Source organism: Solilutibacter silvestris (genome assembly GCF_002895945.1).
Taxonomy (GTDB): Bacteria; Pseudomonadota; Gammaproteobacteria; order Xanthomonadales; family Xanthomonadaceae; genus Solilutibacter; species Solilutibacter silvestris.
The window spans coordinates 300,336-318,414 of the sequence record NZ_NPZB01000001.1 but is presented as its reverse complement, the minus strand read 5'-3'; the positions used below and the strand labels follow the sequence as shown (position 1 = coordinate 318,414).

Genomic DNA, 18,079 nt, shown 5'->3' with positions numbered 1-18,079 from the left:
CATCACGGCGATGATGTCGGTGCCGGCGCGGCCTTCTTCGCTGCGTTGGCAAAATCGCCAGCGACATACACGCTCATCGCCGTCATCGGCTTGAAGTGTTTGCGGATGGCGGCGTTGACGTCGGCGACCGTGAGTGCCTTGAGCTTCGCGTCGAACTCCGCGCGACGCAGCATCTTGCGGTCGTAGCGCTGGTCGCTGTTGAGCATGGCGGCGACGCTGCCATCGCTGGCGCGGCCCTGTTCGCGTTGCGTCAGCAAGCCAGATACCGTGTCGGCCAGTTCTTCGGCAGTCACGCCGTCGCGAATCAAACGATCCAGTTCTTCGCGCACATCTGCTTCCACTTTCGCGATATTTTGCGGTGCGGCGATCGCCTGTATGCTGAAACTGCCAGCGTCATCCTTGCCATCGCGGCTCATGTCGGCATTCAACCCACTGCCGATGGTGTAACTCAGGCCGTCCTTCTGGCGCACGCGATCGGCGAGTCGCGATTTCAGTCCGCCGCCGCCACCGAAGATCTGATTGGCCGCCTCCAGTGCCGCAAGATCGGGATCGTCGTCGTTCAATGGCAAGTTGACATGGGCGACAAACACGGCGTTCGACTTGTCCGGCGTTTCGAAATTGCGATGCTCGCTGGCCACATCCTTGTAGTGGGTGGAGATAGGCTCGAAAGTGACACGGGGCTTCCAGTCGGCGAACAACTTCTGCAGCAACGGCTTGATCGTGGCCGGATCGAAATCGCCGACGATCGCGATTTCACCCTGGCTGGTGCCGTAGTACTGCTGATGGAAGCGGCGCACATCGTCGAGCTTGACGGCCTTCAAGTCGGCCAACGATTCATCGAGCGTACGGTGGTGGAGCGGGTGGTCGACTGGCCACGGATCGAAATGTGCCGCCAGTGCTTGTCCGGTGAGGGTGCCCGGCTCCTTGCGAGCAGCTTCGAGATTGGTTTCGGACTGCAATCGGATTTGCTCGAATTCGCTTTCGGGGAACACCGGGTTGTGGAGAATGTCGGCCGCCAGCGTCAGCGCATCGACCAGTTCGCCGCGTCGGGTCTGCAGGCCGATCGAGGCGCCTTGCCCGCTGCCGGCCACGCCGGCGGATGTCTTGAGCGCTTCGAAACGCTTGTCGATCTGTTCGCGCGTCATCGTCTTGCTGCCGCGCATCAGCATGGCGCCGGTCATGTCGGGCACGACCCGTGGCACGGACTTGAGCGCGTTCACGTCATTGAAGTGGAAACTGGCGCTGACGACCACGGTACCGCCGCGGGTTTTCTTCGGCAGCAGCGAAACCTTCAGGCCATCGCCGATGGTGATGATTTCGGTGCGTGCGGCGATATTCTGCGGCGTCGGGTCGAATGTTTCGCCGGCGGCGACGGCGGCATGGCCCTTGTAGCCATCGACCAGCGACGCGACAGAAGGGGCGCCGCCGGTATCGGCGCGCACGGCGTTGTCGGTGGGAATGAAGCGCGCCAGCGTGCGATTACTTTGGATCAGGTATTTCGCAGCGACGCGATTGACGTCGGCGAGCGTGACCCTGGCGATGGCGTCACGTTGCACGAACCACAGGCGCCAGTCGCCGGCGGCGATCGATTCGCTCAGCGCCAATCCGATTGCGTTGGGATTGTTGAACGCAAGTTCGTACGAGTTGGCGAACCGCTGCTTGGCATCGGCCAGTTCCTGTGCGGTGACGGGCACGGCCGCGATCGATTCCGCCTGTTTCAGCAGCTCGGCTTCGGTCTTGGCCGGGTCACCGTCCTTGGGAACTACAGCAAGCAGGGTGAAGCGCGATGGATCGTGCTGGACAGCGTTGACCGTGGAAGTGAAGGCCGCCAGCTTGGTGTTCACCATCAACTTGTACAGGCGGCCGCCGGGGACGTCGGCGAGAATGTTGGCGAGTACGGTCAAGGCCGCGGTGTCGGGATGGGTCGCGGCCGGCATATGGTAGTTGAGGCCGACCAGGCGAACGTCGCCGCTGCGGCGCACGGTGATTTCGCGCTCGCCGTCCTGCACGGGTTCCAGGGTGTAGGAAGTCGGCAGGGTCCGCGTCGGGCGCTTGATCTTGCCGAAGTCGGCATTGATGAGCGTCAGTGTTTTTGATGGATCGAAGCGGCCCGCCATGATCAGGGTGGCATTGTCCGGCTGGTACCAGGCGCGGTAGAACGCCTGCAGGTTGGCGATCGGCACGTTCTCGACGTCCGAACGGTTTCCAATGGTGCTATGGCCGTAGTTGTGCCATTGGAAGCTCGCCGATTGCATGCGTTGCATGAAGACGCTGCCCGGATCGTTCTCCCTGCTTTCCATTTCATTGCGTACCACGGTCATCTCGCTGTCGAGGTCCTTCTTCGCGACGAAGGAATTGACCATGCGATCTGCTTCCATGGCCAGCATCCATTCCAGCGAGGCATCGTTGGCCGGGAAGCTTGCGAAATAGTTGGTGCGGTCGAGACTGGTCTGGCCGTTGTACGCCGCGCCGAGCTTGCGCAGTCCGCCCGGAATGTCCTTGTGGTCGGGCGTGCCCTTGAACACCATGTGTTCCAGCAGATGGGCCATGCCGGTTTCGCCGTAGTTCTCGTTGGCGGAGCCGACGTGGTAGGTCACGTTGACAGTGACGGTCGGCTTGCTGGCATCGGGAAACAGCAGCACCTGCAGGCCGTTGGCGAGCCGGTACTCACAGATGCCTTCGACGCAGCTGCCGGCGGTGACGCCCTTGGGCAACGCGATGCCATCAGCGTGCGCGACGGACGCGAACGGAACGAGTGCCAGGGCACAGGCCCAGGCAAGAGTACGAACAGTGAGCATGGAACCTCCCCAGATTGGTGGCGTGATCATAGCCGGATGGAACTGCGATCGACGACACTATCGCCATGTCGACACCGATCCCCCCACTTCATCTCGATGAACGCTTCGCCGTCGTCGACAAGCCCGTCGGCCTGATGCTGCACGACAGCGCACTGGCGCGCGGCGAAACCGATTTCCTCGCCGACCGCCTGCGCGAACAATTCGGCCGCGACATCTTCCTCATCCACCGCCTCGATCGCGCCACCAGTGGTTGCCTGCTGCTGGCCTTCGATCGCGACACCGCATCGGCGCTGGGCAAGGCGTGGATGGCGGGCGATGCCGAGAAGGACTATCTCGCAGTGTGTCGCGGCTGGCCGGCGGACGACGACTTCATCGTCGATCATCCGCTGGATGGCGGCCCCGGCAAGCCGGTGAAGAAACCGGCGCGCACGTGCTTTCGGCGCTTGGCGACCGGCGAACTCGAAGTTCCCTCGGCGGGATTCCCGACCTCACGCTATGCATTGCTGCGCGCGAGCCCGGAGACCGGCCGTTTCCGCCAGATCCGTCGCCACCTCAAGCACCTGTCGCATCACCTGATCGGCGATACCAGCCATGGCGACGGCCGCCACAATCGCCAGTTCCGCATGCTCGGCATCCATCGGATGCTGCTGCACGCGGAACGCTTGTCATTCACCCATCCATACAGCGGCGAACGACTCGCAATCACTGCGCCGCCCGATGCGGAATTCGCGCGGGCGCTGGCCTTGTTCGACTGGACCGTTTGATCAGGGCTCGATGATCAGGGCTTGGTCGGCGCGGGCGTGCGTTGCATCTCGCGGCCGAAGTCCTTGCCAAAATCACGCATCGCCGGTTCCATCTCGCGTGCCATCGATTCCATCGCCGGCTGCATCGCCTCCATCATTTTCGGCATGGTGTCGGCCATGGTGCGCATCATCGGCGCCATCGCGCGCATCATCGCCGGCATCTCCTTGGCCATCGCCTGCATCGCCGGTTGCATCTGCTTCATCATCTTCGGCATCTGGCGCATCGCTTCCTGCACCTGCGGTTGCGCTTTCTGCAGCTCGGCGGTGGCCTGGTGCATGGCATTCGTGGCGTCTGCGGCGGAAGGTAGGTCCTGGCCGGATGCCGGCGCAGCGTTCGCCGGATGTTGCACAACGGGATCCGTGCCGGCGGCATGGGCGCCGGACCAGACGAGGGTCAAGGCGGCTGCGAGGGCGATGCGATTCATGGCGTGGCGATCCTTGCTTCAAGGCGACATCTCGAACCCAGTATGCTCGGAAGCGCGCGTGGATCGCGTCAAGATCGCGGGGCGGGGCGCTCAACTGGCATTGTGCTATGTGAACATCGGCGCGACAGGGGTTCCCATTTAGACTTCGAACCATGGACGACATCACCATTCCCGAATCCGAACTGGTCGAGCGCTTCGTGCGAGCGTCGGGTGCGGGCGGGCAAAACATCAACAAGGTCGCCACCGCGGTCGAGCTGCGCTTCGACATCGCGCAATCGCCGACGCTGGACGAGGCCGTGCGCGAACGCCTGCTGGCCCGCCGCGATCGCCGCGTCACCGGCGACGGCGTGATCGTGATCCAGGCGCAACGCTTTCGCACCCAGGATCGCAATCGCCAGGATGCGCGCGACCGCCTGATGGTGTTCATCGCGCACGGCATGCACGTGCCGAAACCGCGCAAGGCGACGCGTCCGACCCGCGGATCGAAGGAACGCCGCCTGGAATCGAAGCGTGGTCGCAGCGAAATCAAGCGCGGTCGCACCGGCAAGGATTGGGATTGAACGAACGAATGAATGAAGCGCCTGTGCAACACCCGCCGACGCCGGCAACCGACGGGCGACTCCTGCCGTTGCCGCCGCACGCGCCATGGGTGCGCAACAGCCGGTTCTCGCGCTGGTTCGGCCGCACGTTGTTGCACCTCGGCGGTTGGCGCATGGTCGGTGCATTTCCCGATGTGCCGAAACTGGTGCTGATCGGCGCGCCGCATTCGTCCAACTGGGATGGCGTGTGGGGATTCGCGGCGAAGATGGCGCTCGGCCTCGACATCCGCATCATCGGCAAGAAGGAATTGTTCTGGTGGCCGATGGGCCCGATCCTGCGTCGCCTCGGCGTCATCCCGATCGATCGCCGGGCGCCGGGTGGATTCATTGAGCAGATCGCCGGACGCATCCGCAGCGCCGACCAGTTCTGGCTGGGAGTCGCGCCGGAAGGCACGCGCAAGCAGGTGCGGGAATGGAAGAGCGGATTCTGGAAGATCGCGCACGCCGCCGAGGTGCCGGTGCTGTTCGCGTATTTCCACTATCCCGACAAGGTGATCGGCATTGGCCCGTTGTTGTGGACCAGCGATGATCCCGTCGCCGACATGGTGCGCATCCGCGAATGGTATCGGCCATGGCAGGGCAAGAACCACGGCACGATTTAACTACCGTGGCGCGACGCCATTCACCAATATCGTGAACAAGGCCTGCGCGACGTCGGGCAACGGCCGCTGGGTGATGCGCCCGAGTACGCCATCGCCCTGCAGTGATGCCAGACCATGCACCACCGACCAGCCGGCCAGCGCGACATCATCGGCGCTATGGGTTCCGGCCATCCCGGCTTCGACGCATTCGCGCGCGGTGCGCAACACCACGGCGAACGCTTCCTGTCCGGCGTCGAGCAGGTCGGGATGCTGCAGCTTGTTGCACTCAGGGCCGAACATCAGGCTGTAGAGCTGCGGGTGACCAGCGGCGAATTGCAGATAGGCGCGGCCGACGGCGAGGTAGCTGTCGATCGGTGTGGTCGCGGCGACACGGGCGGCTTCGGTGGTGCTGGCGAGTTCACGGAAGCCCTCGGCCAGCACTGCGGCGAGCAACGCATCGCGATCCTCGAAGTGGCGATAGGGCGCCGCCGGACTCACGCCGGCATGCTGCGCCGCAGCGCGCAAGGTGAGTGCGGAAGTGCCGCCCTGATCCACCAATTGACGTGCAGCCATAAGCAACGCGCGGCGCAGATCGCCGTGGTGATAGCCCTGCGGGCGGGGGATGGGACAGAAACGACGCTTCATGTTGACAATCATAACATCCCGTCATAACGTCATGTGATTGCGATAAACATGATGCTGTCGCCGTGACAGCCCCGAGGAGGACCGTGATGCAACACAACCCGTTCGTGTGGTCGGAAATCTACGTGCAGGACATGGCGCGTGCGCGCAAGTTCTATGAAACGGTCCTGGCGATCAAGCTGGAGGACCACCCGGTTCCCGCCGACATGCAGATGGAAATGCTGTTCTTCCCGGCGCAGATGGAAGCGCCCGGCAGCGGTGGCGCCTTGGTCAAGATGGAAGGCGTGCCTTCCGGCATGGGCGGCACCCTGGCGTATTTCGGCTCGGAGGATTGCGCGATCGAAGCGGCGCGCGTCGAGGCGGCCGGCGGCAAGATCTTCAAGCCCAAGTTCTCCATCGGTGAATACGGCGCGATCGCGTTGTGCCACGACACCGAAGGCAATCTGTTCGGCCTGCACTCGATGAAATGAGTCGCGGCGTTTCGTCCGCCATTCGTCACCAGGGAGGCGCACAATCGGCCTCCCGACAGGCAGGAGACGACGATGAATCCATATCTCAGTTTCAAGGGCGACTGCAGGCAGGCGTTCGATTTCTACCAGCAGGAACTCGGCGCGAAACTGCTGTTCCTGATGACCTGGGGCGAGACGCCGATGGCGGATCAGGCGCCGGGCATGGGCGACGCCATCATGCATGCCACCCTGCAATTTCCCGACGGCAGCATCCTGATGGGCGCGGACATGCCGGCGGAACAGCGCAAGGCGATCCAGGGATGTTCGCTGTCCATCGGTGCGAAGGATGTGGCGGATGGCCAGCGGCTGTTCGCGGCGTTGTCGAAAAACGGCCAGGTCACCATGCCGTTCGAGAAGACCTTCTGGGCCGAAGGCTTCGGCATGTGCGTCGACCAGTTCGGCGTCCCGTGGATGGTCAATTGCGAGATGAACGCGAAGCAATGATCGTCACCCCGCGCATCGCGATGCATGGCGATGCGCCTTGATGAAAGGAGAGCAGCGATGTATGTCGATGTGTTCGTGATTCCGGTTCCCGAAGCCAAGCTGGACGAATACAAGAAATTCAGCCGCAAGTGCGCGCCGGTGTGGATCAAGCATGGTGCGTTGAGCTATTCCGAAAACGTGGCCGATGACGTCGAGCCCGGCAAGGTCACCTCGTTTCCGCAGGCGGTGAAACTCGCGCCCGGCGAAACCGTGGTGGTCGGCATCGTGACATTCGCCTCGCGCAAGGCGCGCGATAAGGCGATGGGAAAGATCATGTCCGACCCCCTGCTTGCGGCGATGGCGCCGGGAGACATGCCGTTCGATGGCAAGCGGATGTTCTGGGGCGGTTTCAAGCCGTTCCTGACGCGGAAAGCCGCCGAATAACCGTCACGGCGTGGTCAGGCGCAGCGCCAGCCACACCGCCGCAAGGATCGGCAACAGGATTACGGCCAGTGTCGCGATCGCCAGCAGGGCGCGTGCCCACGGTGGCAACGGGCTGGTGTCACGGTTTGTCACCACGTCGGTGTCGGCGATGCGATCGTGCAGGCTGCGGAACGGCGGCAACAGCGCGAGCAGATGGCCGAGGTTGAGGCTGAGCCACGACAGCCCCGCCGCGAGTTGTCGCAACAACAGTTGCCAGAAGGTCGCGCGATACCCCGAAGCATCGACCACGCGCAGGCCGAGCAGGTGCTTGCCGGGCGAGCCCTGCCATGACGATTGTTCGCCCGGCAGATTCCACGCTGCCGAAAGCACGGCATAGGCCGCTGTCACCACCAGCACGGCATCGGTGATGCGGTACGCGAGGGTCGTCACTGCCGCGTGCAAGACGGGATCGGAGAGCAGGCGCGCATAGAGGGCGCTGGCGTCGGCATCGATGGATGGCGTGTTCGCCATTGCGCCGTTCATCGCCGAACGCAGGGTGTCGATCGTGGCAGCGGCTGCACGCAGGTCGGCGCGCCACCAAGGGGCCGTCAACAGCAGCGACAGCGGAGTGAGGGCGGTGAAATCGATCAGGAAGGCGGCGCAGCGCCGTTGCCAGTGCGGATTGCGCAGTGGCGGCGGCCTCATGCCGGCGCGGTATTCGGTTTGAGCAGGCCTGCAGCGAGGATGCCGGCTTCATAGAGCAGGCACATCGGGATCGCCAGCATCAACTGCGAGACGATGTCGGGCGGGGTGATGATGGCGGCGACGATGAAGATCGCGACGACCGCATAGCCGCGCCACTCGCGCAATTGTTTCGGCGTCACCACGCCCATCAGCACCGCGATCACCAGCGCCACCGGCAGCTCGAAGCTGAGGCCGAAGGCGAAAAAGATCACCAGCACGAAATCGAGATAGGCATTGATGTCGGTCATGCGCGCCACGCCCGGTGGCGTGGTGTGCGCAAGGAACTTGAACGTCGCCGGCAGCACGCCGAAATACGCGAAGGCGCAGCCGATGTAGAACAGCAACACCGCCGACACCAGCAGCGGGATGGCGATCTTGCGTTCGCGCTGGTACAGCCCGGGCGCGACGAACGCCCAGGCCTGGTAAAGCACCCACGGCATCGCTGCCATCACCGCGAGGACCAGCGACAGCTTGACCGGGGTGACGAACGGTGACGCGACGCCGGTGGCGATCAATTGTCCGCCGGCGGGCAATGTTTTCAGCAGTGGTTGCGCCAGCCAGCCATAGAGCTGGTTGGCGAACGGCAACGCGACCGCCAGCAGTACGCCAATGCCGATCAGCGCGCGCAGGATGCGCATGCGCAATTCGAGCAGGTGCGGGATCAGTCCCCCGACCAGCGATTCCGGATCATCGAGCATGCTCATCGTGCTGGACTATCCGCCGTCGTGGGGACGATCGGGTGTCATAGTGCCACTGTCGCTATTCGTGGGCTTCGGCGTCGTCTCCCCCGTAATCACTGGCAGGGGTGCGCGCAGTTCGGCGCCGACATCATGTACCGCCTGCTTGGCGCTGTCGACGTGCTTGCGCAGGTCTTCGGCAGCGAGTTCGCGTTCCAGTTCGGCGCGCATGTTGAACCAGTAGGCGCGCACGCGACGGACCCACAGCCCGGCGAATCGCGCCGCTTTCGGCAAGCGTTCCGGCCCGAGCACGATCAGCGCGATGATGCCGATGACCAGCAGTTTGCCGAAGCCGAGTTCGAACATGGCGGCGTGGTTCCGTGATGGCGATCAGCGCGGCGCTTGATCGTCCTGCTTGCTCGGCTGCGCGGCGGCGCCATCGTTGCGCTGCGAGTCGTCGCTCAGGCTCTGCTGCGGCTTCTTCTCGTCGTCATCGGTGTGCATGCCTTTCTTGAACTCGTTGATCGCCTTGCCGACATCGCGGGCGCCACTGGTCAGGCGCTTGGTGCCGAACACCAGCAGCACGACGATGAGGACGATGATCCAGTGCCAAGTACTCATGGCAAGATTTCCATTCGTTCAATACCAGATGTGAGGATACCGCAGCGCCTCAGGGCTTGCCGGACTTCTTTTTCGCTGGCGCGGCGGGGGCGGGCAGTGCTTCCGTGGTAACGCCGGGCTCCGGCTCGGGTTGACCGCTCGCCTGTTCAGGCGCGCTGGATGTCGTATCGGATGTTGCAGCTGTCGTCGTCGCGGCCGGCGTGGTTGCGCCACGTTCGGCGGCTTCCACTGCGCGATCGATGTCGGCGCCTTTCTCGCGCTGGACCAGGCGGCGATTGTGGGCAGTGGCGCCGGCTTCCTCCAGCGTGTCGCGGAAATCGACCAGCACATTGGGCGCGCGTTTCGGCGTGCGTTGTTCGAAGATCATCCGCGGTGTCGCACCGGGACCGTACATGCGCTGGTTGGCCTCGTCGTCGATGGCGATCACCGCGCCGTCGAAGGCGACACCGGCGAACAGGCCGCGTGCGCGCGACCACGACCAGATATCGGCCTTGAATTGCGCATCGGTACCGGTGGCGGCATCGCGCCCGATCGGACCGGCGGCGACGCTGGCACCGGCGCCGAGCGTGAGCTTGCCGGTGGTGATGTCGTTGAGGCCGCGCGCGGTGCGGAACACCATCACGATGTCGGATTTCTGCACGCCGATCTGGAAACCGACGCTGCCGCCGGTCAGGCGCACGAACACCGGGTTCGACCAGGTGCCATCGGGATTGCGCATCGAGAACAGGCCGTGGCCGCGGCGACCGCCGAAGACGAAACCGACCTTCAGCGCATCGGGCACCACCAGGATGCCGCGCGCTTCATCGAACAGGCGGTCGGGGATCGCCTGTTCCGGGATGGCCTGGATATCGCGCAGCACCTTCAGCGCCTGTTGCGTGCGCTGGGCATCGGTCGGATCGTCGGCGGCGAGCGCGGGCAGGGCGACGCACAACGCCAGCAGCAGGACAAGACGCGCGAGCAAGGGGCCAGGAGCAAATCGGGACATGGGCAACCGGAACATGCTGGGGATCAGCGATCCTAGGCCGCGATTGCGCGTAGCCGCAACCCGGGCACGATCTGCGATGCGGGGGCGATTAAGCTATGCAGATGTCGAAACCGTCCAAGCGCGCCCTGGTGCTGGTCAATCTGGGCACGCCGGCCGCGCCCACGGCGGAGGCCGTGCGTGACTATCTGTCCGAATTCCTGATGGATCCGCGCGTGGTGCAACTTCCGCGCCTGCTGTGGTGGCCGTTGTTGCACTGGGTGATCCTGCCACGTCGCAGTCCGGTGGTCGCGCACAAGTACGCCGCGATCTGGACGGAGGAAGGATCGCCGCTGGCGGCATTTACCCGACGCTTGGCGGCACGCGTGCAATCGGCAATGCCGCAGTGGCGCGTGGCGATGGCGATGCGCTACGGCGAGCCGGCGCTGGCGAAGACGCTGGAAGGCTTGATTGCCGATGGCGTGGACGAGATCGCGGTGCTGCCGCTGTATCCGCAATATTCCACCACCACCACGGGATCGGTGGAGGACGTGGTGGCGAAACTGCGCGCGCGGCATCCGCAGATCATGTTCAAGTGCGTGCACGACTATCACCGTGATCCACGGTGGGTGGAAGCGATCGCGGCCTCGATTCGCGCGCATTGGCAGCAGCACGGTCGCGGCGAACAACTGCTGTTCTCGTTCCACGGCATTCCCGAGCGACTGGTGCGCAACGGCGATCCCTATGCCGCCCATTGCGAAGCGGGCACCGCGGCGATCGCGGAGGCATTGGGCATTGCCCGCGACGACATCCTGCTGACATACCAGTCGCGCTTCGGGCGCGACCGCTGGTTGCAGCCCTACACCTTGCCGACGTTGCAGCAACTCGCGCGCGATGGCGTCCGCGACGTCGACGTGGTCTGTCCCGGCTTCGCGGTGGATTGCCTGGAAACCCTGGAGGAAATCGCCATGCTCAATGCCGAGGCCTTCATCGCCGCCGGTGGGCACGCGCTGCGCTACATCCCCTGCCTCAATGATGGCGATGCCCATGTGCAGGCCATCCAATCCATCGTGGGAGCGCACGCATGAGCCTCGACCTGCACGACGCCACCATCGACATTCCGCTGGGCACGATCACGGCGTTGCATTCGTCATCCAGTGCAAATGCACCGCGCGTGCTGGCGTTGCACGGCTGGCTCGACAACGCCGCGAGCTTCGTGCCGATGGCGCGGCATCTCGACGGCATCGAACTGGTCGCGATCGATCTGCCCGGCCACGGCCATAGCGTGCACTTGCCGCCGGGCGCGATCTACACCTTCGAGATGGCGGTGCATCACGTGCTTGATGTCGCCGATGCGTTGGGCTGGGAGCGCTTCAACCTGCTGGGCCATTCGATGGGCGCGGGCATCGCCAGCCTGGTCGCGGCGTCGTGCCCGCAACGCGTCGAACGGCTGGTCTGCATCGAAGCCTTGGGCGGTCTCGCCGACAGCGCGGAAAACACCGCCGTGCGCATGCGCGAATCCGTCGCGGCGATGCGTGCACTCGATGCCAAATCGCTGCGGGTGTTCCCGCAATTGGACGTGGCGATCCAGGCGCGGATGCGCGCCAACGCGATGAGCGAGCCGGTGGCGCGACTGATCGTCGAACGCGGCGTGCGCGCAGTCGATGGCGGCTGGCAGTGGAGCAGCGATCCGCGCCTGATGGTGCCGACGTGGATCCGGCCGGTCGATGCGCAGGTGGTGGCGGTGTGCGGCGGCATCGAATCTCCGACGCGGGTGGTATTCGCCGATCCGGCACAACCGTATCTGCCCGACGATGTGCGTCGTCGCTATGTCGATGCGGTGCCAAACGGAGAGCTACTGGTGCTGCCGGGCACGCATCATCTGCACATGGAAACGCCGCAGCCGGTCGCGGAGTGGGTCGGATCGTTCCTTTCCGGCTGAAGAAAACTCAGTGGTCGCCGTGCGGTGTTTCGGCGTCCGAGTAGGGGAAGCGGATGTGGCCGAAACGCACCAGCAATACCGCGACCGCGAGCAGCACGATGGAAATCGCGACGCCCAAGGTGTCAGCCCAGCCCAAGTTCTGGTTTTCCAGCATCAGGTGGCGCGCCAGTGACACCATGGTGATGTAGAGCGGCATGCGTACCGGCAATTTCCCGGCCTTCCAGTACGTCTCGATCATCGACAGCACTTCGAGGTAGATGAAGAGCACCAGCAGATCGGTGACTTCGACCCGGCCCTTGTGCCACATCGCGGCGACTTCCTGCACGCCGGCGGTCAGCGTCGCCAGCAGCGCGACGATCAGCCCGATGTATTCGAACAGCGGCAGGATGCGCATTCCGCTTTCGCGGATGCTGGTGGCGCGCAACAACCCTCGATCCATGGTTGGTTCCCGGTGTCGGTTGGCCAGAGTGTGCCACGAGAGCAAGCACCTAAGTCAAAGCGATCTCAGGTCAAGGCACGCAACCGCGCCTTGAGCGCACGACCTTCGGCGTGGAAATAGGCGCGTTCGCGGCGCCAGTGCGGGCAGCGCGCCTGGACTTCGCGCCAGAACGCCGGCGAATGATCGGCGCGGATCAAGTGACAGAGTTCGTGCACCAGCACGTATTCGAACGCGGACGGGCGCGCCAGCACCAGCGACAGATCGAGCGAGACCACGCCCGAGGGCGCCAGCGATCCCCACTGCGAACTCATCTTGCGCAAGACGATCCGCGAAGGCTGCCGCGGCAGTGCCGGCGCATGCTGCGGCAACCAGCGGGCGATGTCGGCGCGCGCCTGCGCCTCGTAGAAATCGCGCAGGGCACGACGCGTCGCCGCATCGGAATCACCGCGACGCTCGAACAGCAATTCGCCATCCACCAGTGAGACACGATTGATGCGCCCGGCCAGCCAGCGCACCGGCAGCCACTCGCCGCGCAACGGCAGGGTCGCGGTGACGCCGGCGCGCAACGGTTCCGGCGCATCGATGGCGAGATGCGCGAGTTGTGCTTCCAGCCACGCCACGTGATCCTGCGCGAACTGTTCGGCGGTGCGCAGGCTGGCGCGCATGGGCAGGGTCAGGCGCGGGCCGCGTTCGTCCACCGACAGTTTGATGCGGCGCGCGCGCGGGTGGCGCTTGCAGGGCAGTTGCAACGTACGCCCGTCACCGAGGCGCAGGGCGAGGTCGGGCAGATCATCGCGACCTGCGTCGGCCACTATCCCACCTTGCTCAACTTGAGCACGGGCTCCAGCACGGTGAACAGGCGGTCGAATTCGGCGGCCATCAGCGCGAAGCGCGCATCAAGTTCGGCGCGGACGTCATCGCGATCGCTGGATTCGAGTTGCTCCACCGCGCCATCGAGCAGCTTGAACTTGCGGATCACCAGATCGTCGCCGAGCACGAAACTGACGTGATCGTCCAGCTGCAGCGCCAGTCGTGTCACCTGCTTGCCGGATTCGAGATGCGTCTCGATTTCCTCGCCCGACAATTCCATGCCTTGCAACTTCACTACCGCGCCGGAGTCGCCGGGATCGCGCAGTTCGCACTCTTCGCCCAACGACAATCCGGCCGGCAATGCCTCGCCGGCCAGCCAGCCGGTCAGCAACGTGCCGGTCGCGACTTCGGCGTTGAGCGGTAGTGCCGGGAAACTGCCCAGCGCTTCGCGCACCTGCGACACCACTGCTTCTGCCGACTTCTTCGATGAAGTATCGATGGCGATGACGTGGTGCTTGAGATCGACCAGTGCATCGGTACGCACGGGCCGCACGAAGGCACGCGGCAGCAGGTCGGTGACGAGCTCGTCCTTCAACTGGCGACGCATCTTGCCGCCCGGCTTGCGGCCGTTGCGCGTCTCGAATTCGGCGATCTTCTTCTGCAACTGGTCGTTGACGACGGCGGACGGCAGCAGGCGATCCTCGCCGCCGACGGCGAGCCAGATCGAACGTTCGATCTGGTGCAGGAAGGCGGCCTCGTCATCGAGCTGGCCGAACGGCGGGATGAAGCCGCGCGACGACAGTTCGAGCGGACCGACCGGTTTCAGCGCGGTCTCGCGCAGGCGTTCGTCGATGTCGGTGAAGGAAATGGCAGCGGGGAAACGGAACAGCGTGAGGTTGCGAAAGAACATCGAATGACCAGAAAGGGGAAGGGAAACGGATTCCTCGGGCAGCGCCTGCGGAATGTCGGGAATCAATCGTGGCCGCGTGGCGTCTCACCACCCGAGAGCCATGCGTGCGTATCGGGCAGTGTCGCACCGCCGTGCTTGCCGAGCGCGAGGAAATCGAACAGTTTGGGATCGGCCAATTGCGACGGGCGGATATCGCCGAGCGCACGCGCCATGGTTTCGACGCGACCGGGCGATTCCTGCTCCCACTGCTCCAGCATCCGCTTGACCTGCTTGCGCTGCAGGTTTTCCTGCGATCCGCACAGATTGCAGGGGATGATTGGGAATTGCCTGGCGTCGGCATAGGCCTCGATGTCGCTTTCGCGCACGTAGGCCAGCGGACGGATCACCACGTGCTTGCCGTCGTCGCTGAGCAACTTCGGCGGCATGCCGCTGAGCTTGGCGTGGAAGAACAGGTTGAGGAAGAAGGTGTTGACCATGTCGTCGCGATGATGGCCGAGCGCGATCTTGGTGTAGCCGTGTTGTTCGGCGTAACTGTAGAGCGCGCCGCGACGCAGGCGTGAACACAGCGAGCACATCGTCTTGCCTTCGGGGATCACCCGGCTGACGACGGAATAGGTGTCCTGCTCGATGATGTGGAAATCGACGCCGATCGAGCGCAGGTAATCCGGCAACACCTGCTCCGGGAAGTCGGGCTGCTTCTGGTCGAGGTTGACCGCGGTGAGCGAGAACGACACCGGCGCCTTCTTCTGCAATTGCAGTAGGACATCGAGCATGGCGTAGCTGTCCTTGCCCCCGGACAGGCAGGCCATCACCTTGTCGCCGTCCTCGATCATCCCGAAATCGGCGATGGCACGACCAACCTGGTGGCGCAAGCGCTTGGCCAGCTTGTCGGCCTCGTGCTTGTCGACAGGCGCGGTGCGGCGCTGGGTTGCCGGGAGCGAGCCGGCGAGGGTCAGGGGGACTGTGGTGCTCATTCGCCTGGCATTTTACCCGCGGACGCCGACTTGTTCCGGACGCCGCCATCCACCGGGTACGCCGTCTTTCGACAGCACCCATTGCCACAGTTGCAGGTCGCGGGCGCGGAACGCACCGGCGCAGGACAACAGGTAGTAGCGCCACATGCGGTGGAAGGTTTCGCCGAGCCCGTCGGCGAAACGCGGCCACGCAGCCTCGAAATTCGCGTGCCAGGCCATCAGCGTCGGGTCGTAGTCGGCACCGAAGTTGTGGAGGTCCTCGCACACGAACAGGCCGTCCAGCGCATCGCCGATCTGCCCCAGCGCAGGCAGGTCGCCATTCGGGAAGATGTATTTGTCGATCCACGGATCGACCGTGGCATCGCGCTGGTTCTTGCCGATGGTATGCAGCAGGAACAGGCCGTCATCGCGCAGGCAGCGATGCGCGACGCGCATGAAGGCACGATGGTTGCGCCGACCGACATGTTCGAACATGCCGATGCTGACGATCCGGTCCACCGGCCCGCCGAGCGCGGCGGCATCGAGGTCGCGGTAATCCTGCAGGCGAAACTCCAACGGCAGTCCGGCATAGCGTTCGCGTGCGTAGTTGGCCTGCTCGCGCGACACGGTCACGCCGATGCAGTGCACGCCGTGGCGCTCGGCGGCATAGCCCATGAAACTGCCCCAGCCGCAGCCGATGTCCAGCACGCGCATGCCCGGACGGAGTCCCAGTTTGCGGCAGACCAGTTCCAGCTTCGCTTCCTGCGCTTGCGCGAGATCGTGCGCGCCGTCCTGCCAGAACGCGCAGGAATAGGCCATGCGCGGATCGAGCATGGCCGCGTAGAACCCGTTGCCGAGGTCGTAGTGGGCCTTGCCGACCTGCCAGGCGCGACGACGGCTCTGCCGGTTGGTCAGTCTGGCCTGCAGGGCATGCCAGGCCAGTCGTGCGGGATGCACCTCGCGGTCGAGATGGGCGCGCAACACCCGTTCGAAGAACATGTCCAGCGCAGTGCAATCCCACAGGCCGGCCATGTAAGCCTCGCCGAGGCCAAGGTTGCCTTCCGCGAGCACGCGATCCAGCGCCGCGGGGTCATGCAGGCGGATATCCCAGGGGCTGTCGCCATTGATGTGGATGCCGGCGCGGTCGAGCAATTCCGCCACCCAACGGCGCCGGGCGGTATCAGGAAGTGGCGCTTCGAGCGGGCGGGCGTCGGCTGGCATGCGGCGACATTGGTGTTCGACCGATGGCGCAGGCTGGCATGGTGGGCGTTAAGGCGCGGTGTCGGATTCAGGCGGTTCCGGCACCATGGCGATGACGACCGACGAATTGCCGGCTAAGCTCGCGGCATGCCCATCGACAGCGCCGACATCTCCCACCGGCTGGCCGAACTCAAGATCGAACATCGCGATCTCGATCTCGCGATCGGCCGCCTCCAGGCCACGGTGGAAGTGGACGATCTGGCACTGCGTCGATTGAAGAAACGCAAATTGCTGCTGAAGGACTGGATCGCCAAACTCGAGTCGATGCTGATCCCGGATACCCCGGCCTGATCAATGCAGCGGTTGTTCCGCGCGGTGGTAGAGATGGTCGTTGAGCTCGGCCAAGGCATCGAGCGCCTGGAACAGTTCGGTCTGGCGATGCAGGTCCATCTTCTCGAAGATTTCCTGCAGGCGCTGGCGCGCGGTGCCGACGGTGATTCCGAGCACTTGCGCGGCGTCCGCCAGCGTTTCACTGCGACGCAGGGCCACCGCGAAGTTGGCCTCGGAAACCGTCAGGCCGCATGACAGGCGCAAGGTCGCGGCGAGGTCGCCGTGGTTGCCGGTGGGCTGCAACGGGCGCACGAACAGCAAGCGGCGCGGCGTGAGGCTGGTATCGACGATCGGTTGCAGCGCCGCGTAGGCGACCACCTCGGCGTGGTGACCGTAGACCGGCACCGTGCAGGTGTTCGATGTGGCCGCGGCATGCCGCTGGCAAGTCGCCCATAGCGACTGGCTGCGCGCGTCGTGCATGCGCAACACGCTATCGGGGCCACGTTGCAGCCAGCCTTCGGCGAGACAATGCTCGGCGGGGCCGTTCATCCGCCGCACGTCGAAGGCGACGCCGAGTTCGAACACCGCCAGTCCGCGATGGCCGCGCAGGTCGCGTTGTCCGGCGGCGAGCCGTTGCTCCAGTTGCTTGTAGCGCACCCAGTGTGGTGCGAACGCGCGCAGGATGTCCATGCTGTCGTCACCGAACGGGCCGCGACGTTCGCTGCGGTTGATGGTGAGCAGGCACTGCGCGTCCTGGCGCATCACCCCGCACACGCCGGCGGAATGCAGGATGTCCAACGGCTGCAGCAACTCGCGGTAGTAGCGCGTCGCCTTGATCTCGTGCTCGCTGGCGAGATCGATGCCGTTGATCACCGAGCCGGCGGTCATCTGGCGTTCGCTGCGTTCCCACCACAGCTTGTCTTCGATCGTCGGGAATGCCGCGATGAAGCGCGCATGCGTCGCATCGTCATAGGCCGAGGTGGTGAAACGCAACACGTGCGGTCGCGACAGATCGAAATCGAACAGCGCGGCGGAATCCGCAGCGGCGATCTCGGCGAAGCGTTTCAGGAAGACATCGAATTTGCCCGCATCCAGCAGGCTGCCATAGAGGCAATCCAGCGTGTTGATCACTGTGCGCGTCCTTACGGCAGTGTTGAAGTCCATGTCAACTGGTGTTTCCAAGTCGCCTATCCTGCCACCAAACGCGACACTCTGCATGCGACACGGAAGCTCAGATGGAACGGGGGCAGCAACCGTTGTTCAGGGAGGACAACGCAGCGCTAGGCAAA

At 64.5% G+C, this 18,079-nt stretch carries 22 protein-coding genes and 1 pseudogene; 9 read left to right on the top strand and 14 right to left on the bottom strand.

All coding sequences use genetic code 11. The annotated features are described in order from the left end of the window. Positions 1-2: 2 nt before the first annotated feature. On the bottom strand, positions 3-2,798 hold the full coding sequence (locus Lysil_RS01470) for a M16 family metallopeptidase (RefSeq protein WP_103073809.1): 2,796 nt from the start codon (positions 2,796-2,798) through the stop codon (positions 3-5). Positions 2,799-2,899: 101 nt separating this feature from the next. Here Lysil_RS01470 and Lysil_RS01465 point away from each other — a divergent pair. After that, positions 2,900-3,562 (top strand): annotated as a pseudogene (locus tag Lysil_RS01465) (pseudouridine synthase); the annotation flags it as partial. 14 nt (positions 3,563-3,576) lie between these two features. On the opposite strand, the gene Lysil_RS01460 reads toward Lysil_RS01465, so the two are convergent. Further along, on the bottom strand, positions 3,577-4,026 hold the full coding sequence (locus Lysil_RS01460; RefSeq protein WP_103073807.1) for a hypothetical protein: 450 nt from the start codon (positions 4,024-4,026) through the stop codon (positions 3,577-3,579). Between the two features lie 152 nt (positions 4,027-4,178). Here Lysil_RS01460 and arfB point away from each other — a divergent pair, with 152 nt between their 5' ends. Further along, positions 4,179-4,586, top strand: a complete 408-nt coding sequence (gene arfB / locus Lysil_RS01455) for an alternative ribosome rescue aminoacyl-tRNA hydrolase ArfB (RefSeq protein ID WP_103073806.1) — start codon at positions 4,179-4,181, stop codon at positions 4,584-4,586. Positions 4,587-4,594: 8 nt separating this feature from the next. Continuing rightward, positions 4,595-5,227 carry a lysophospholipid acyltransferase family protein gene (locus tag Lysil_RS01450; protein WP_103073805.1) on the top strand — a complete coding sequence of 211 codons (633 nt, stop codon included), beginning with the start codon at positions 4,595-4,597 and terminating at the stop codon, positions 5,225-5,227. Here the strand turns inward: Lysil_RS01450 and Lysil_RS01445 are convergent, their stop codons facing one another. Further along, positions 5,228-5,851 (bottom strand): TetR/AcrR family transcriptional regulator, encoded by a 624-nt coding sequence (locus tag Lysil_RS01445; protein WP_165782336.1) that lies wholly within the window; start codon positions 5,849-5,851, stop codon positions 5,228-5,230. A gap of 86 nt (positions 5,852-5,937) precedes the next feature. Between Lysil_RS01445 and Lysil_RS01440 the strand changes: the two genes are divergently transcribed. The 3 genes from Lysil_RS01440 to Lysil_RS01430 all read left to right on the top strand — a co-directional run bounded on the left by Lysil_RS01440 (position 5,938) and on the right by Lysil_RS01430 (position 7,224). Continuing rightward, positions 5,938-6,318 (top strand): VOC family protein, encoded by a 381-nt coding sequence (locus tag Lysil_RS01440; RefSeq protein ID WP_103073803.1) that lies wholly within the window; start codon positions 5,938-5,940, stop codon positions 6,316-6,318. Positions 6,319-6,390: 72 nt separating this feature from the next. After that, complete coding sequence (locus Lysil_RS01435; RefSeq protein ID WP_103073802.1) at positions 6,391-6,801, top strand: VOC family protein; 411 nt, start codon at positions 6,391-6,393, stop codon at positions 6,799-6,801. A gap of 24 nt (positions 6,802-6,825) precedes the next feature. After that, the gene (locus tag Lysil_RS01430) at positions 6,826-7,224 is read left to right on the top strand and encodes a DUF1428 domain-containing protein (protein ID WP_240600008.1); all 399 of its coding nucleotides are present in this window, start codon (positions 6,826-6,828) and stop codon (positions 7,222-7,224) included. 3 nt (positions 7,225-7,227) lie between these two features. Here the strand turns inward: Lysil_RS01430 and Lysil_RS01425 are convergent, their stop codons facing one another. Genes Lysil_RS01425 through Lysil_RS01405 form a run of 5 tightly spaced genes read right to left on the bottom strand, consistent with a single transcriptional unit; the run spans position 7,228 to position 10,230 of the window. Then, a complete protein-coding gene (locus tag Lysil_RS01425) occupies positions 7,228-7,908 on the bottom strand; it encodes an RDD family protein (RefSeq protein WP_103073800.1) in 681 nt (226 codons plus the stop codon). Beyond that, the gene (gene tatC / locus Lysil_RS01420) at positions 7,905-8,651 is read right to left on the bottom strand and encodes a twin-arginine translocase subunit TatC (protein ID WP_103073799.1); all 747 of its coding nucleotides are present in this window, start codon (positions 8,649-8,651) and stop codon (positions 7,905-7,907) included. The genes Lysil_RS01425 and tatC overlap by 4 nt, the downstream gene beginning before the upstream one ends. A 9-nt stretch (positions 8,652-8,660) precedes the next feature. After that, complete coding sequence (tatB, locus tag Lysil_RS01415) at positions 8,661-8,990, bottom strand: Sec-independent protein translocase protein TatB (protein WP_103073798.1); 330 nt, start codon at positions 8,988-8,990, stop codon at positions 8,661-8,663. 24 nt (positions 8,991-9,014) lie between these two features. Then, the gene (gene tatA / locus Lysil_RS01410; RefSeq protein ID WP_103073797.1) at positions 9,015-9,245 is read right to left on the bottom strand and encodes a twin-arginine translocase TatA/TatE family subunit; all 231 of its coding nucleotides are present in this window, start codon (positions 9,243-9,245) and stop codon (positions 9,015-9,017) included. A gap of 49 nt (positions 9,246-9,294) precedes the next feature. Beyond that, complete coding sequence (locus tag Lysil_RS01405) at positions 9,295-10,230, bottom strand: lipid-binding SYLF domain-containing protein (protein ID WP_103073796.1); 936 nt, start codon at positions 10,228-10,230, stop codon at positions 9,295-9,297. A 101-nt stretch (positions 10,231-10,331) separates the two neighbouring features. On the opposite strand from Lysil_RS01405, the gene hemH reads away from it, so the two are divergent. Together hemH and Lysil_RS01395 are read left to right on the top strand one after the other, a co-directional pair. Continuing rightward, positions 10,332-11,294 (top strand): ferrochelatase, encoded by a 963-nt coding sequence (gene hemH / locus Lysil_RS01400; RefSeq protein WP_103074913.1) that lies wholly within the window; start codon positions 10,332-10,334, stop codon positions 11,292-11,294. After that, positions 11,291-12,148 carry an alpha/beta fold hydrolase gene (locus Lysil_RS01395; RefSeq protein WP_103073795.1) on the top strand — a complete coding sequence of 286 codons (858 nt, stop codon included), beginning with the start codon at positions 11,291-11,293 and terminating at the stop codon, positions 12,146-12,148. Before hemH ends, Lysil_RS01395 begins: the two co-directional genes overlap by 4 nt. A 7-nt stretch (positions 12,149-12,155) precedes the next feature. On the opposite strand, the gene Lysil_RS01390 is transcribed toward Lysil_RS01395, so the two are convergent. The 5 genes from Lysil_RS01390 to cfa form a co-directional block, all read right to left on the bottom strand. Then, positions 12,156-12,587, bottom strand: a complete 432-nt coding sequence (locus Lysil_RS01390; RefSeq protein ID WP_240600006.1) for a phosphate-starvation-inducible protein PsiE — start codon at positions 12,585-12,587, stop codon at positions 12,156-12,158. Positions 12,588-12,652: 65 nt separating this feature from the next. Further along, a complete protein-coding gene (locus tag Lysil_RS01385; protein ID WP_240600004.1) occupies positions 12,653-13,399 on the bottom strand; it encodes a M48 family metallopeptidase in 747 nt (248 codons plus the stop codon). After that, positions 13,399-14,307: a recombination-associated protein RdgC gene (locus Lysil_RS01380; RefSeq protein ID WP_103073793.1), complete on the bottom strand. Its 909-nt coding sequence runs from the start codon at positions 14,305-14,307 to the stop codon at positions 13,399-13,401. The genes Lysil_RS01385 and Lysil_RS01380 overlap by 1 nt, the downstream gene beginning before the upstream one ends. 62 nt (positions 14,308-14,369) lie before the next feature. After that, positions 14,370-15,281, bottom strand: a complete 912-nt coding sequence (gene ttcA / locus Lysil_RS01375) for a tRNA 2-thiocytidine(32) synthetase TtcA (RefSeq protein ID WP_103073792.1) — start codon at positions 15,279-15,281, stop codon at positions 14,370-14,372. A 12-nt stretch (positions 15,282-15,293) separates the two neighbouring features. Continuing rightward, the gene (gene cfa, locus Lysil_RS01370) at positions 15,294-16,481 is read right to left on the bottom strand and encodes a cyclopropane fatty acyl phospholipid synthase (RefSeq protein WP_103073791.1); all 1,188 of its coding nucleotides are present in this window, start codon (positions 16,479-16,481) and stop codon (positions 15,294-15,296) included. Between the two features lie 126 nt (positions 16,482-16,607). Between cfa and Lysil_RS01365 the strand changes: the two genes are divergently transcribed. Next, positions 16,608-16,811: a YdcH family protein gene (locus tag Lysil_RS01365; RefSeq protein WP_103073790.1), complete on the top strand. Its 204-nt coding sequence runs from the start codon at positions 16,608-16,610 to the stop codon at positions 16,809-16,811. Here Lysil_RS01365 and Lysil_RS01360 read toward each other — a convergent pair whose 3' ends face one another. Further along, on the bottom strand, positions 16,812-17,921 hold the full coding sequence (locus Lysil_RS01360) for a helix-turn-helix transcriptional regulator (RefSeq protein ID WP_103073789.1): 1,110 nt from the start codon (positions 17,919-17,921) through the stop codon (positions 16,812-16,814). Positions 17,922-18,079: the final 158 nt, after the last annotated feature.